The 14,889-nt window shown below is 42.7% G+C and carries 11 protein-coding genes; 10 read left to right on the top strand and 1 reads right to left on the bottom strand.

The genetic code is table 11. The annotated features are described in order from the left end of the window. The first annotated feature begins 78 nt into the window (after positions 1 to 78). From I4Q58_RS11400 to I4Q58_RS11355, 10 genes are all read left to right on the top strand, one after another. Positions 79 to 1,431 carry a Na(+)-translocating NADH-quinone reductase subunit A gene (locus tag I4Q58_RS11400; RefSeq protein WP_203296010.1) on the top strand — a complete coding sequence of 451 codons (1,353 nt, stop codon included), beginning with the start codon at positions 79 to 81 and terminating at the stop codon, positions 1,429 to 1,431. A gap of 4 nt (positions 1,432 to 1,435) precedes the next feature. Next, positions 1,436 to 2,653 (top strand): NADH:ubiquinone reductase (Na(+)-transporting) subunit B, encoded by a 1,218-nt coding sequence (locus I4Q58_RS11395; protein ID WP_203296009.1) that lies wholly within the window; start codon positions 1,436 to 1,438, stop codon positions 2,651 to 2,653. Positions 2,654 to 2,655: 2 nt separating this feature from the next. Next, complete coding sequence (locus I4Q58_RS11390; RefSeq protein ID WP_203296008.1) at positions 2,656 to 3,405, top strand: Na(+)-translocating NADH-quinone reductase subunit C; 750 nt, start codon at positions 2,656 to 2,658, stop codon at positions 3,403 to 3,405. A gap of 5 nt (positions 3,406 to 3,410) precedes the next feature. Beyond that, positions 3,411 to 4,058: an NADH:ubiquinone reductase (Na(+)-transporting) subunit D gene (locus tag I4Q58_RS11385; RefSeq protein ID WP_203296007.1), complete on the top strand. Its 648-nt coding sequence runs from the start codon at positions 3,411 to 3,413 to the stop codon at positions 4,056 to 4,058. Positions 4,059 to 4,100: 42 nt separating this feature from the next. Then, entirely contained in the window at positions 4,101 to 4,829 is a 729-nt protein-coding gene (nqrE, locus tag I4Q58_RS11380; protein WP_203296006.1) for an NADH:ubiquinone reductase (Na(+)-transporting) subunit E, read from the top strand. A gap of 1 nt (position 4,830) precedes the next feature. Beyond that, entirely contained in the window at positions 4,831 to 6,138 is a 1,308-nt protein-coding gene (nqrF, locus tag I4Q58_RS11375; RefSeq protein ID WP_203296005.1) for an NADH:ubiquinone reductase (Na(+)-transporting) subunit F, read from the top strand. Positions 6,139 to 6,290: 152 nt separating this feature from the next. After that, positions 6,291 to 10,457, top strand: coding sequence for a M43 family zinc metalloprotease (locus I4Q58_RS11370; protein WP_203296004.1), 4,167 nt, complete (start codon positions 6,291 to 6,293; stop codon positions 10,455 to 10,457). 90 nt (positions 10,458 to 10,547) lie between these two features. Further along, positions 10,548 to 11,417, top strand: coding sequence for a DUF4846 domain-containing protein (locus I4Q58_RS11365; RefSeq protein ID WP_203296003.1), 870 nt, complete (start codon positions 10,548 to 10,550; stop codon positions 11,415 to 11,417). Further along, on the top strand, positions 11,414 to 11,776 hold the full coding sequence (locus I4Q58_RS11360) for a Na(+)-translocating NADH-quinone reductase subunit F (RefSeq protein ID WP_203296002.1): 363 nt from the start codon (positions 11,414 to 11,416) through the stop codon (positions 11,774 to 11,776). The genes I4Q58_RS11365 and I4Q58_RS11360 overlap by 4 nt, the downstream gene beginning before the upstream one ends. Next, on the top strand, positions 11,773 to 12,774 hold the full coding sequence (locus tag I4Q58_RS11355) for an FAD:protein FMN transferase (RefSeq protein ID WP_203296001.1): 1,002 nt from the start codon (positions 11,773 to 11,775) through the stop codon (positions 12,772 to 12,774). The genes I4Q58_RS11360 and I4Q58_RS11355 overlap by 4 nt, the downstream gene beginning before the upstream one ends. 4 nt (positions 12,775 to 12,778) lie before the next feature. Here I4Q58_RS11355 and I4Q58_RS11350 read toward each other — a convergent pair whose 3' ends face one another. Beyond that, on the bottom strand, positions 12,779 to 14,866 hold the full coding sequence (locus tag I4Q58_RS11350) for a T9SS type B sorting domain-containing protein (protein WP_203296000.1): 2,088 nt from the start codon (positions 14,864 to 14,866) through the stop codon (positions 12,779 to 12,781). Positions 14,867 to 14,889: the final 23 nt, after the last annotated feature.

The raw sequence follows: 14,889 nt of genomic DNA, 5'->3' as shown, positions 1-14,889 counted from the left end.
AAATTTATAAATTTGCACACCCGAAAAATACCTCTATAGAGGTGTGTGGGAAAACCATAATCGTAACATAACTATCCTATGTCAAAAGACATTAAGATTAAAAAAGGTCTTGACATCCGTTTAAAAGGAGTGGCGGAAAAAACACTTTCCAATGCGCCGCGTTCGCGAACCTTCGCGATAAGACCTTCGGACTTCCACCTAGTAAAACCTAAAATGGTTGTAAAGGAAGGTGGAAAACTTAAAGCAGGAGATACCGTTTTTTATTCCAAAGAGCACGAAGCTATTAAGTTTGTTTCACCGGTTAGCGGAACACTAACCAAAATTGAGCGTGGAGCAAAACGTGTCATTTTGCGCATCATCATAGAAGCCGATACGCAGGATGAATATACCGACTTCGGAACGCTGGATGCAGGTAGCGCAGATACTGAGGCTATCAAAAATAGATTGCTAGAAGCGGGTTGCTGGCCATTTATTCAACAACGGCCCTATGCTGTTATCGCAGATCCGGAGACCGCTCCTAGAGATATCTTTATTTCCGCGCATGCTACAGCTCCGCTAGCAGCTGATTACGATTTCACCTTACAAGGAAAAGAAAAGGAATTGCAGGCAGCGATTACGGCACTTTCAAAGTTAACCGAAGGAAAAATCCATGTCGGGGTTGGCAAGAACGGTCAATCTCCATTGGAAGGTCTCAATGGCGTGGAGCTTCACAAAGTTTCAGGTCCGCATCCATCTGGCAACGTAGGAACCCTTATCGGAAAGATTGCACCAGTGAACCGCGGTGAAACCGTTTGGACAATCACTCCGCAGGATTTGGTGATTATGGGTGAATTGTTCTTGACCGGAAAATTCAATGCAGAACGTATTATTGCATTGGCGGGTTCTTCGGTAAAGGCGCCAAAATATTACAAAACTAAAATCGGTTCGGAAGTTTCAACCTTTATTTACGACTCGGGTCTGAATGAAGAAAATGTACGTGTTATTAGTGGAAATGTTCTTTCTGGTACCGAGATTTCTCCGAAAGGGTATTTAGGCTATTACGACGATGTAGTAACGGTAATTCCTGAAGGCGACGACTATGAATTCTTTGGATGGAACAAGCCGGTTTTCAATAAGGTTTCTGCATCGCGAGCGCTAACCTTCTCTTGGATGCAGCCGAACAAAAAATACGAACTCGATACAAACACGAATGGCGAGCACCGAGCTTTTGTGGTAACTGGAAACTACGAAGAAGTATTTCCGCTCGACATCTATCCTTTACAGACCTTAAAGGCTTGTATGGTTCAGGATTTGGACCAAATGGAAGCCTTGGGAATGTACGAGGTGGCACCAGAGGATTTTGCACTAACGGAATTCATCTGTGTTTCAAAACAACCACACCAACAAATCATTCGTAACGGATTGGATTTAATGTACAAAGAAATAGGATAACGCTATGGGATTGAAACAAAAATTACATACGCTTAAGGAGAAATATAAGGGTAAGAAAATGGCTCCGGCCTTTAACGCCTTGCATACCTTCTTGTATCTGCCCAATGAAACCACCCATGGTGGAACACATATTAAAGCAGCAGACGACCTGAAGCGTACTATGAATACCGTAATCTTGGCACTGGTACCATGCTTGATTTTCGGAATATTTAACGCTGGGTACCAACATTATGCTGCACTCGACAATACTTTGCGGGCAGCACCCTTGGCAAATTTCTTCACCTGGGATAACTTCTGGATGGGGTGTATGACCGTCCTTCCATTGGTAATTGTCTCCTATGTGGTTGGTTTGGCCGTAGAATTTTTATTCGCCGTCATCAAAGGTCACGAGGTGGAAGAAGGATATTTGGTAACGGGAATGTTAGTGCCGCTTATTGTGCCGGTCGATATTCCGTTGTGGATGTTGGCAGTAGCCGTTATCTTCGGAGTGGTCATCGGAAAAGAGGTGTTTGGGGGTACCGGAATGAATATCCTAAACCCAGCCCTTACCATTCGGGCATTCTTGTTTTTCGCTTATCCAACTTGGATGAGTGGCGATAAGGTATGGGTACATGGTGCCGCAGAGCGAGCACAAGAAATTGCAAATGGAGCAAACGTAGACGCTATTTCAGGAGAAACAATCTTAGGTAGCTATGCGCAAAACCAAGAAGTAGTGTACAGTCTTTCCGATATGTTCTGGGGCTTTATTCCAGGATCTGTGGGAGAGACCTCTAAGATATTGATCATTTTAGGAGCTGCCATCTTGATTTTTTCCAAAATAGGAAGTTGGCGAATCATCTTCAGTACACTAATTGGCGCCCTGACCATGGGATTGATCTTCAACGGAGTGGTGAATATGGGATGGATTGGCGAGTCTTCTAATTTCTACGGGTTAATGAGTGTTCCGTTCTGGCAACACTTAATTATTGGAAGTATCCTGTTCGGGGCCGTATATATGGCTACCGACCCAGTAACGGCTTCACAAACGAATAAGGGGAAATGGATTTACGGATTCTTGATTGGATTGATCTCTATCCTGATTCGCGTATTTAACCCAGCCTATCCTGAAGGAGTATTCCTAGCAATTTTGTTGATGAACGTGTTCGCACCAACTATCGACCACTATGTGTTGCAAGGAAATATTAAGAAACGAATGAAACGTCTAAAAGTTAAAACTGCGTAAGCATGGCGATTAACACAGATAAAAACAGCTATACCGTCATTTTTGCCATTATCATGGTAATCGTGGTGGGCTCGATACTAGCCGGTTTTGCAAATGGGTTGAAACCTACCATCAAAGCTAACGAGCGATACGAAAAGCAACAAAACATCTTATATGCAATGGGTGTGAACGAAAATGAAGGTGCTAACGATGTGGCCTTTATTCCAACCGATCGCGTAGAGGACACGTTTAAGGAATATATCACGCGTCAGTTGGTGATTCAAGGTGGTGAAGTTACCGAAGACGACGAAGCCTACCTAATCGATATTGATAAGGAGAAAACCAAGGCTAAGAAAGACGATAGTTACGAGCGTCGTTTGCCATTGTTTATCGGTGAAATGGAAGGAAAAGAAGTATACGTAATTCCGGTTCGAGGAAAAGGACTTTGGGATGCTATCTGGGGTTATGTAGCCGTAGATAAAGGTATGACCGTCCAAGGGGTGTATTTCGATCACAAAGGGGAAACACCTGGTCTTGGAGCTGAAATCAAGCAGCGCTATTTTATGGACGACTTTACTGGTGAAAGCTTCCTAGATGGTGAAGCCTTTGAAGGAATTGACGTAGCAAAAGGAAACAACGATCCTAAGAATACCGATACGAGCGACAATGAAGTAGATGCACTTGCCGGAGCTACGATTACTGGTGACGGGGTATCTGCGATGTTGCGACAGGACATTAGAATGTACGTGCCTTATTTTAAATCATTAAACTAAAAAGTATGGGCCTTTTATCTAAAAAAGACAGCAAACTTATCATGGATCCCTTGGCGGATAACAACCCGATTACTATTCAGGTATTGGGTATCTGTTCTGCCTTGGCGATTACCGCACAATTGAAGCCCTCTATCGTAATGGCCATCTCGGTGATGTTCGTTATGGGGGTTGGAAACATTGTGATTTCCTTAATGCGAAATATCATTCCATCGAAAATACGAATCATCGTTCAGCTAATCGTAGTGGCAACACTCGTAATTATCGTTGATCAGGTGTTGAAGGCCTTCGCCTACGAACTGAGTAAAGAGCTTTCGGTATTTATCGGTCTGATTATTACAAACTGTATCATCATGGGACGTTTTGAGGCGTTCGCACTCGGAAATGGTGTGTGGCGTTCATTCCTTGATGGTATCGGTAACGCAGCAGGATATGGAGTCATCTTGATCGTCGTTGGATTCTTTCGGGAATTGCTTGGATCTGGAACCTTATTCGGCTTCCCAGTGCTAGGAAGTCCTGTCGATAAAACAGGATTGTATGCTATTGGATACGAAAACAACGGATTTATGGTATTGCCTCCTATGGCCTTGATCGTAGTAGGAATCATTATCTGGGTACAGCGTAGCCGTAATAAAGACCTTATAGAAGAAAATTAATAAATTCTGAATTCTGATTACTGAATTCATAATTAACAACATATGGAACATTTAGAGTTATTTTTTAAATCGGTTTTTGTGGACAATATGGTGTTCGCATATTTCCTAGGTATGTGTTCATACCTTGCGGTTTCAAAAAAGGTGAGTACCGCTGTAGGATTGGGAGCTGCCGTAATTTTCGTATTAACGGTTACCGTTCCACTAAACTGGTTATTAGACCAATATATCTTGCAAGAAGGAGCATTGGCTTGGTTAGGCCCAGAATATGCCGACTACGACCTTAGCTTCCTTTCTTTTATTCTTTTCATCGCAACCATCGCTACCATGGTACAGTTGGTAGAGATTGTGGTTGAAAAGTTTTCGCCTTCCCTATATAACTCATTAGGTATTTTCCTTCCCCTGATCGCCGTTAACTGTGCGATTTTAGGAGGATCCCTTTTCATGCAGTCGCGAGACATCGCGAGCTTCGACCTTGCATTGAATTACGGTTTTAGCTCTGGAATCGGTTGGTTCTTGGCTATCTTGGCTATTGCTGCTATCCGTGAAAAAATTCGCTACTCGAATGTGCCTGCTCCGTTGAGAGGACTGGGAATTACGTTTATCATTACAGGCCTGATGGCGATTGGATTTATGAGTTTCGGAGGAATGTTGACCGGTGGTGGTGAAGAAACTACTTCACTGGAAGGAAGTGGAAATAATGTCGGAATGCAAGTAGAAAGCAATAACGAATCAACAGAAACTGTAGAGGTTTCAACACTAATATCAGAATAGTATGTTTTTAGCAAGTACATTGGGGGTTATCGTCGCTACGGTAGTAGCTTTCTTGGTGCTCATCTTATTGTTGGTGGCCCTGTTGCTGTTTACCAAGCAGAAACTTTCCCCATCTGGTCCAGTGACCATTACTATTAATGATGAAAAGAAAATCGAAGTACCTTCGGGTGGTACATTACTTTCAACCCTTGGGGGTGAAAAGGTATTCTTGCCTTCAGCCTGTGGAGGTGGTGGAACCTGTATTCAGTGTGAATGCCACGTTTTGGAAGGTGGAGGTGAAGCACTTCCAACCGAAACGCCACACTTCACTCGTAAAGAGTTGAAGGATGGTGCTCGTTTGGCTTGTCAGGTGAAGGTGAAGCAGGATATGAACATTCATATTCCTGAAGAAGTCTTCGGTATTAAGAAATGGGAAGCTACCGTTGTTCGAAACTATAACGTGGCCTCCTTTATCAAGGAATTTGTAGTTGAAATTCCTGAAGACATGAATTATAAGGCGGGTGGATATATTCAGATTGAGATTCCACCCTGTGAAGTGAAGTTCGAGGACATTGATATCACGGCACACCCTGAAGAACATGAAACCCCTGATAAGTTTCAGGATGAGTGGGACAAATTTAACCTATGGCCATTGGTGATGAAAAATACCGAGTTGGTCGAGCGCGCCTATTCTATGGCTTCATACCCGGCGGAAGGACGTGAAATTATGCTGAACGTACGTGTCGCTACGCCACCATGGGATCGCGATAAGAACCAATGGATGAATGTGAACCCAGGTATTGCGTCTTCTTATATCTTCAACTGTAAGAAAGGAGATAAGGTAACGATTTCTGGTCCGTTTGGTGAATTCTTCATCAACCATAGCGAAGCGGAAATGCTTTACGTAGGAGGTGGTGCTGGAATGGCGCCGATGCGTTCGCACTTATATCACTTGTTCAAAACCTTGAAAACAGGTAGAAAAGTGACGTATTGGTACGGAGGGCGTTCAAAACGTGAATTGTTCTATATTGAACACTTCCGTGAACTGGAACGCGAATTCCCTAACTTCAAGTTCTATATGGCACTTTCAGAACCGATGGAAGAGGATAACTGGAAGGTGAAGAAAGATATTAATGATGAAGCAGGCGATGGTTTTGTCGGATTTATCCACCAAGTGGTAATCGACAACTACCTAAATCATCACGAAGAACCAGAAGAAATTGAATTATATTTCTGCGGTCCTCCATTAATGAACAAAGCTGTTCAGAAGATGGGAGAAGACTTTGGAATCCCAGATGAAAATATCCGATTTGATGATTTTGGAGGATAAGCATCTATTCAGAATACAATATGAAAAAGCCGATTTGACTATCAAATCGGTTTTTTTATGCGCTATCTTAAATATTCCTATACATTTTTATGATAGTTTTAACAGAATAGGTAGCTTTGGGACAACCAAATAAATAATTTAAAACTATTCTGATGAAGAGCGCGAAACTATTGCTATTCATAGCAATGCTTGGCCTAAGTGTTTCTGCTGTGGCCCAAACCGAAACCCAGACCCTAAAACAGACCCCTCAAAAGCGGACAATGGTTGTACAGCAACGTACACCAAGTGTTCAAGTTGATGCAGGAAATAGACAATTAACACCAGAGAATCAAGCCTTTTATACTGATAATGGTGTCGTTAGATGTGCAACAGTAGAATACAATGAATGGCTTCGAGAACAGTATCCTAATCGTTCTACCGAGCAGGAATTCGAAGATTGGTTAGCACCTTTAGTAGAAGAATATAAAACGGAACAAGCGAATAGATCCAGCATGCCACCGGTTTATTATATTCCGGTAATTTTTCACGTTATAACAAGTGGCTCCGGCGCTACAAATCTCTCAGAATTTCTTATTAACGAGCAAATCGATCAGCTAAATATCGATTTAGCGAATATGGCCGGAAGTTCCTATGGAGTCGCCGCCGATGCTGAAATTATCTTTGTTCCAGCCGTAATAGATCCATTAGGAAATCCTCTTCCAGAACCGGGCATTAATCGTATCACTACGTATGGAGCAGGGCCACATTCGGACACCTACTTCGATAGTACCATCAAGCCAAATACTATTTGGGACCGAACGCAATATGCGAATGTTTGGACAGGTAATTTATCTGGTTTGTTAGGGTACGCGCAATTTCCAGATAATTCAACGTTACCGGGTATGCCTACCGATGGCGGACCGTCTTCAACCGATGGAGTTGTTATCCTACATACTTCAGTAGGCTCGGTTGCGAATCCAAATCCTGCAGGTGGCGTATATGCTGAAGGTAGAACGTTAACACATGAAATAGGACACTGGATCGGACTACGTCATATTTGGGGTGATGGCGGCTGTAGCGTAGACGATTATTGTAACGATACGCCAGTTGCTGGAAATGCGACCTCTGGATGCCCGGGGTCTAAGGACTCCTGTTCTGGTGGAGGTCCTGATATGATTGAAAATTATATGGACTATTCCTACGACTCCTGTATGGATACGTTTACAGCTGATCAGGTAGCGCGAATGCGAACTGTAATGGAAAACTCTCCGGGGCGTTTAGAATTACCGAATTCGCCGGCACTTGGAAATCAAGGACCAGAAATAGCCTTTACTATCACGGATGGTACTGTTCTGGAGGGTACGGCTTGCGGAACGATTAATGTGAATGTCCCACTTTCTATCTCTGAGGCTCCCTCTGCGGATGCAACAGTCAATTTTACGGCTACCGACGGTACGGCGACATCAGCCGATTATGGCATTGTAACCGGTAGTATTGTGTTTCCAGCAGGGAGCACAGCCGATCAAAATTTTACTTTCTCTTTAGAACCTGATGGTTGGATAGAAAGCGATGAAACTTTTTCTATAAATTTTACGGTTTCAACAGCTGGAGATGCAGAAGCTTCCTTAACAGCTAATACTCTTAATGTTACTATTGAAAATGACGATAGTGTACCCTTTGCAGGAGGAACAGGAACGCTCCTTTTCGAGGATTTCGAGGCGCCTTCTGGATGGTCGATTATCGACAATGATGGCGACGGAAATAATTGGACCATTCTCGGCGATCAGGGTTGGACACCACATCAGTATAGTGGTAATTGGGCAGCGAGCTTTTCTTGGGATAGTGTTCCGCTATCTCCAGATAACTTTATCATCAGTCCTGCATTTACAATTCCTCCATCAAGTTCAGCAGCCAGCGTAAGTTACATTATTGGTTCTGGAGATGATGGAACATACTTTAAAGAACATTATTCGGTCTATTTCACTACCGATGCTTCCTCTGTAGCGGCTATAACGGCTGGTGTGGTACTCGAAAACGACAGGGAAGTTCCGGCCAATGGTACCGAGCTTCGCTCACATGATTTAACAGCTTATGCCGGGCAAACGGGCTATTTCGTAGTACGCCACCACAACGTGACAGATGAATTCATTCTAGGGTTGGATAATGTGGAGGTGACTTACACTGCATCTGTGGCTGTTCAAACAACAGATAATTCTGCAGATCCTTATGCAGTGGATATTTTCGATGCGGGAACCGTTCATCCAGAGGATCCTAATTCGGGCGATGATATGGCAACTTTAGTGAATGCCACAAGCTTCGATTACGGGTGTACTGCAGTAGCTGTTACACGTGCAGGAAGCAGTGCGCAAGGCTATAATGGAAGTACGGGTAACAACCGTGTTACCGATAAACGCTATAGCATTGCCACCTCCAATACTACTACTAGTGGTGCCACCGATATAAGCTTCTTCTTTACCGAAGCAGAAATTGCAGGTTGGGAAACTACTACCGGCAATGACAGAGCCGATCTATATATGGCTCGTGAAGTAGAGGGAGCGATTGTAGAACTTGTTCCGGCTACAATTGGATCTATTGGTACGGAAGTTTCATTAAATGGTAGCTTTTCAGCTTTTGAAGGCGATTATTATTTCGGACTATCAACTGCTTTTGGCAGCTGTATAGGAACGACTACCTATAGTGGGGGAAATTGGGATAATGGAGCTCCAGATGCTACCATGACGGCCATTATTGAAGGAAACTACAGTACAGCCAGTAGTAACTTGGAAGCTTGCGAATTATTCGTGAATAGTGGCTCGCTTACTATTCCGGCCGCTACTTACGCTCAAGTTCAAAACAATATAACGATTGCCTCCGGTGCTACTATTACAATTGAACACGAAGGAAGTTTGGTGCAAATTGATGATGCGGCAACAGTTATTAATAATGGAACTATTTCGGTATTAAAGAATACCCCTATGATCGGAAATCGTGGTTTCATGATTGTTAGTAGTCCTATGACCGCTGAAACTCGTGATGGTGTTCATAATACCGCTATTCAGGTACGAAACCATATTACCGCTAATTTTGTTCCAAATCCGGGGGTTGCATCCGCATTCCCAGCGGCTGAAAATTTTGCCGATGATAATGGCGATAACTGGCAACAGTTTTCTGGAATACTTTCTGCCGGGGAAGGATTTTTGGTGATGCCACAAGCAACACCTACTATTGGAGCTCCTTCGGCTTATACTTTCAACTATACTCAAGGTACGCTAAACAATGGAGTGGTGAACTTCAATATAGAGTATAACGGAACTCAAAACGCCAGTCCGAATATTCTAGGAAATCCTTACGCTTCTGCTATCGATGCGGACATTTTCCTAGCCCAGAATAGTATGATCGATGTGCTTTATTTCTGGGAACATCTTTCTGAGCCTACGTCTTCTTACCCAGGGTATAATGCTCATAATTATAGTATGGGTGATATCTCAATGTATAATGGAATTGGCGGGGTAGCAGCAGCAAACGGTGGATCTGCGCCAACACAATACGTAGCATCGGGACAAGGCTTCGCAACAAAGGTAACTACAAGCGGAACCGCTGTCTTTAACAATAGTATGCGTGTCACAGGAAATAATGACCAATATCGCACGCCGGCAAATACCGTTGAAAGATTATGGCTAGAAGTTGAAAATACAGCCTATAACCTAAGGGGCAATACGCTAATTGGGTTTACCGATGCTGCAACAGATGGTTTTGATACTTCTTTCGACGCGAATAGATTACCTACTCCAATATCACTGTATAGCTATTTGGAGACGGGCGAGGAGCTTGGAATCCAAGGTCGACGAGCTTTTGAAGTTGAAGATGAAGTGATGCTCGGCTTTTCTACACAAGTTGAAGAGGATACGATATATCGAATTCGTTTGGGTGTAGTTGAAGGCACACACTTGGAAACAGCTTCGATTTATCTTATCGACCACTTGCAGCAAACAGTTACACCACTTACTTCAACAGACTATGAATTTGTGGCAAAGGAAGGCGATTATAAAGGACGCTTTACGCTTGTCTTTAAAGCGCCTGAATTAAATATTGAAAACAATGCTCTAAATGCTATTGCCGTATTCCCTAATCCATTCAGTTCTTCCTTTACCATTGCTTCACCTACTGCAGCAATAGAAGAAGTTGAAGTACGGGACGTACAAGGGCGATTAGTATTCCAAACACAGATTGAAATGGAGCAAAACGTTCAGTTGACTATCACAGATATAACATCGGGTGTGTATTTTATTCATATCAAAACGATACACGGAAATATAGTCAAGCGTCTGGTTCGACAATAGCCCCATAAAACATATACGCCAATAAAGCCACCTACAAAAAGGTGGCTTTTTCTATGAAATAATTTAGATAGAAGGACAGTTAATAATAGTATGAAAAAAATAGTATTGGCATTGGTTTTAGTGCTGCTCATCGCATATCTATTTTTCCCACAGCAAACTAAGACGTTTCAAAATGTTGCAAAAAGCTATATTCTACCTTCCAGTAATCTTTCGGAAGAAGGCCGTACAGTTCGTAGCCGGGTTACGCTTCCTGAGGGATGGACACGTTTTCAATTTGAAGAGGGAAGTTTTCAGGAATATCTTCAGAAGTTTCCTTTAAAGGAATTCGATTCAAAAATTATTAATTATGATGGTACGGTTTATCCGTATCAGAAAGGGCATGTTGGGGTTTTGGAGGTGTCTGTTCCGGATAACGGACTTCAACAGTGTGCAGATGCCTTAATACGATTACGAGCAGAGTATCTGTGGGAAAAGGGAAGACAGCACGAAATTGCATTCAATTTTACTTCGGGTCATCGCTGTTCTTGGAAGGCGTATGCGGAAGGGTTTCGTCCAAAAGTGAAGGGAAATAGTGTTTCCTTTCATAAAACAGCCACTCCTGATGCTTCCAAAGAAAATTTTTATCGCTACCTCAACCTAGTGTATACCTATGCTGGAACACAGTCGTTATACGATGAATTGAAGAAAGTGAAGAACGTCTCAGATCTTACTGTTGGCGACATGCTTGTATATCCTGGTTTTCCTGGGCACATTATTATAATAGTGGATATGGCGTATTCGGCAACGGGTAAAAAAATGGTTATTTTTGCACAGGGAAATACACCCGCACAGAGTGTGCACATACTTAGGAATATGAACAATTCCGATAGCAGTCCTTGGTATGAAGCACAGGTGCAAGGGGCGTTACGAACCCCAGCATATTTATTTGAAGAAACAACAGCAATACGCTTTAACCCATGAGTCTACCCTTAACAGAACAAGAATTACACAACCTAGCCATGAATATCGTAGGAAAGGAACTAGAGGAGGCTGGTTTTGAGTTCTTAGGAGTAAATTCAAAACTAAAAAGAGATCCACAATTTGTCGCTTTGAAGAACAAGGAGCTCCATTTTGTTATTGTACGTGCTGTTTCCTATCCAGATGAAGCCGATACCTACGACCCTGTTTTTATGCAAACGATAAAACAGCATGCCGATAAGTTTGAGGCGAAAACATACTATGCTGGAGTAGGATTGGGGCACGGTAGCGATTATGCGCAACCAGTCATCAAAAATGAATCCTATACCATGGTTTTTAACGGACTACAAGAAATTACATGAAATACTTCGGATTTTTTATCGTAACCCTGCTATTGCTTTCCTGTAATCAGCAACAAGATTCGCTACATATTATTCAAGGTGAAGCCTTCGGAACCGTTTATTCCATCAAATATTATGATGAAGGGAAGTCTGATATAAAAGCGGGTGTAGACGCTATCGTAACAAAAGTGAATGAATCGGTAAGTACGTACCTTCCGGATAGCGATATTTCAAAAATTAATCGCGGCGACAGTACTATCGTTATCGACAGTATTTTTAGGGAAGTATATTTGCTTTCGGAGGAAGTGTATCGAAAGTCGGATGGATATTTTGACCCTACCATCGGGGTGCTTCGGAATGCCTACGGATTTGGCGACGAAAAAGCCTTGAGAAAAATTGATAGTACTACGCTGGATTCGCTCATGCAATTTGTAGGGTTCGACAAGGTGAAACTAAAGCAAGATGGTACGATACAAAAAGCTTCGCCTGAAATCTATTTCGATTTTAATGCCATCGCGAAAGGATATGGAATCGATAGGATTGGGGCATATCTCGATGAGGAAGGTATTTCCAATTACTTAATTGAATTGGGAGGCGAGTTACTGGCAAAGGGAATCCATCTAGAAAAAGAATCGCCATGGAAAGTGGGGATCGAAAAAGTAGATTCCGAATTGGGAAATCGTGCCTATTCGGTAGCTATTCCATTGGAGGATAAGGCTATGGCATCTTCTGGAAATTATCGAAAATATAGAATTGATTCGGTAACTGGGCAGAAGTTCGTTCACACTATAGATCCCACGACCGGATCTGCCCTGCAAAGTGATGTAACGAGTGCTACGGTGTTGGCAAAAACCTGTGCGGAAGCCGATGCTTATGCCACCACCTTTATGGCATTGGGGTTGGAAAAATCCAAGCTATTTCTTAGTACCTTACCCCACATCGACGCCTATCTTACCTACAACGACACTGAAGGAAAGCAGCAAGTATTTGTTTCCCCTGGGTTTCAGAAATTGCTTTAAACGGTTAACGCTTTAAAGCGAAATGGCCTCTGATCGTCCTTCCATCTTCCAAAAACAATGTAAACCAATAGTCGTCGGACGGTTGAAGAATATTGTCATAATTTCTGCCATCCCAACCTTCTGTATTTGGAGGTAAATTCTTCAACACGCGTCCATAGCGATTAAAAATTCTGATTTCCGTAGCTGGAAACAATTCGATGTTTCGGATATACCAGGTATCGTGTGCACCATCGTTGTTTGGAGTGAAGAAATTTGGATAATCCAACACGAGCACTTCTTCCGATACCACTCCACAACCATTTTTGTCGCGTACGTAGATTCTATGAATACCAGTTTCCACGGGTTTAAAAGTAGGATCGTTTTGATAGTTGGCTTCATTGTCGAGTGCATATTCATAATCACCTTCTCCTACAGCCGTAACGGTAATCGAATTATCGTAGCGTGTAAAATCCTTCACCCTTACACCTTCTATGGTCGCGATATTCGAAACTGAAACGGATGTACTAATGGTTTCCGAACATCCATATTCGTTCGTTACGGTAACCGTATAGGTGCCGCCTTCTTCTACAAAAATGGCGCCTGCATTAGGACCTGAAGCTCCCGTATTCCATTCGTAATTTGCAAACCCACCTCTAACCTTTATTTTGAGTGGCTCCGTATCGTTTAAGCAATACTGATAGGTATCCTGTTCGAAATATGGTTCTGGTGTTGGGGTAACGATAAGTTTAAACTCCGTATAATCGCGGCAGCCCGTTTCATTCTCAATGAAGCTAACGTAAATGGTTTGTGGCGATTGGGTATTTTCAATACTAGTTGGTAACGGATTTTGTCCCAAAAACCGATCTTCCTCCGTTGCATAGTATCTGATAGTGAAATCTTCTGTGGCATTTTCACCTAAAATGATAGCAGTAAGGGGTGCAAGGGAAAATGTTTCAACACCATCATTATTGGTGTCGCATGCAGTAAGGTCTTCAGGATTAACAGCTGAAATAATTCTGTTGATTCGTCCTTCAAATGAAGTGGTATTGTAACAATCTGAATCCTCTTCCGAAGTAACCCTTACAAAATAGGTCTGTGGTGTTTCGGTCAATGTTATCGATTCACCTAAGGGGTTGCTATTCAAATCAGCATCTTCCTGGGTAGCGTGAAAGGAAAAAATGTACCCTGTAGGATCTGCAATTACCTCATCGATGATGGAAGTTATGCTATATTCCAATTCGAAACCGTAAGTACAAAGAATAACTTCAGAAGGTTCCAGCAATGTAGGGCCTCCAGTGCTTAATTCGAAGCTCGTGTAATTGGTACAACCATTGGGAGAGGTTACCCTAGCATAAATTGTTTGCGGATTGCTAATTGTCATATATGGACTCGACAGTGAATTAATGCCGATATTGGCATCATTAAGGGAGGTGTGATAGGTTACCGTAACATTTTGTTGACCATCGGCTACTGTAGGAGTAAATGCTTCAAGATTAAATTCAGTAAGACCATCTTGGGTGCCATCCGAATCGCATTTCGACTGATCTTCGACGGCTCCAGCCGTAACGCTATTCGGAAGTTGTGCAGTTCCAGTATAAAATAAACTGAATCCGCCCGAGCCAACCGCTCTATCTACCAAAAGATAATAGACATCGCCAACGCTGGCATCTATAAACTGTAAATATCCGTTTCCATCTTCCCCAGGACCTTCGGTAACATCGGTCTCATTCATGTTTAGTCCGGTTTCTGGTGGAACGCCAGCGTTGTCCGGATTTGTACTAGAACAGCGAATGGCGGCCCCGAGTTCCGTACAGTCAACTACAGGTCCGAAAATAGCAAAGTCGTAGTCGGCTCCATCGTCAGGTACAATGTCAAAAGTGAAACTACCGCTTCCAACTATGGTGAATTTAAACCAAATGCTGTGTTGGTCGAAATTGTAACAGCTAGGGATTTCATTTCCAGGTAAAGAGAACTCATCGAACCCAGTACCACTAGGGTCTAAGCCAATACTGGAATCGCCACAAATTACGAGGGCGTTAACACAATCATTTGGGTTTTGGGCATAGCTATGAAGTATTCCTATGCCGAGGAAAAGAATGAAAAAGAATCTCATATGTGAGGTTAGTCTAAAATCGT

Source organism: Luteirhabdus pelagi, from assembly GCF_016827595.1.
Lineage (GTDB): Bacteria > Bacteroidota > Bacteroidia > Flavobacteriales > Flavobacteriaceae > Luteirhabdus > Luteirhabdus pelagi.
The sequence above is the reverse complement of the archived record's forward strand: the minus strand, read 5'-3'. Positions and strand labels throughout refer to the sequence as shown.

Excerpts from the sequence above, each read along its gene's own strand:
- I4Q58_RS11400 (WP_203296010.1), top strand. The coding sequence starts at position 79 with ATGTCAAAAGACATTAAGATTAAAAAAGGTCTTGACATCCGTTTAAAA.
- I4Q58_RS11395 (WP_203296009.1), top strand. The coding sequence starts at position 1,436 with ATGGGATTGAAACAAAAATTACATACGCTTAAGGAGAAATATAAGGGT.
- I4Q58_RS11390 (WP_203296008.1), top strand. The coding sequence starts at position 2,656 with ATGGCGATTAACACAGATAAAAACAGCTATACCGTCATTTTTGCCATT.
- I4Q58_RS11385 (WP_203296007.1), top strand. The coding sequence starts at position 3,411 with ATGGGCCTTTTATCTAAAAAAGACAGCAAACTTATCATGGATCCCTTG.
- nqrE (WP_203296006.1), top strand. The coding sequence starts at position 4,101 with ATGGAACATTTAGAGTTATTTTTTAAATCGGTTTTTGTGGACAATATG.
- nqrF (WP_203296005.1), top strand. The coding sequence starts at position 4,831 with ATGTTTTTAGCAAGTACATTGGGGGTTATCGTCGCTACGGTAGTAGCT.
- I4Q58_RS11370 (WP_203296004.1), top strand. The coding sequence starts at position 6,291 with ATGAAGAGCGCGAAACTATTGCTATTCATAGCAATGCTTGGCCTAAGT.
- I4Q58_RS11365 (WP_203296003.1), top strand. The coding sequence starts at position 10,548 with ATGAAAAAAATAGTATTGGCATTGGTTTTAGTGCTGCTCATCGCATAT.
- I4Q58_RS11360 (WP_203296002.1), top strand. The coding sequence starts at position 11,414 with ATGAGTCTACCCTTAACAGAACAAGAATTACACAACCTAGCCATGAAT.
- I4Q58_RS11355 (WP_203296001.1), top strand. The coding sequence starts at position 11,773 with ATGAAATACTTCGGATTTTTTATCGTAACCCTGCTATTGCTTTCCTGT.
- I4Q58_RS11350 (WP_203296000.1), bottom strand. The coding sequence starts at position 14,866 with ATGAGATTCTTTTTCATTCTTTTCCTCGGCATAGGAATACTTCATAGC.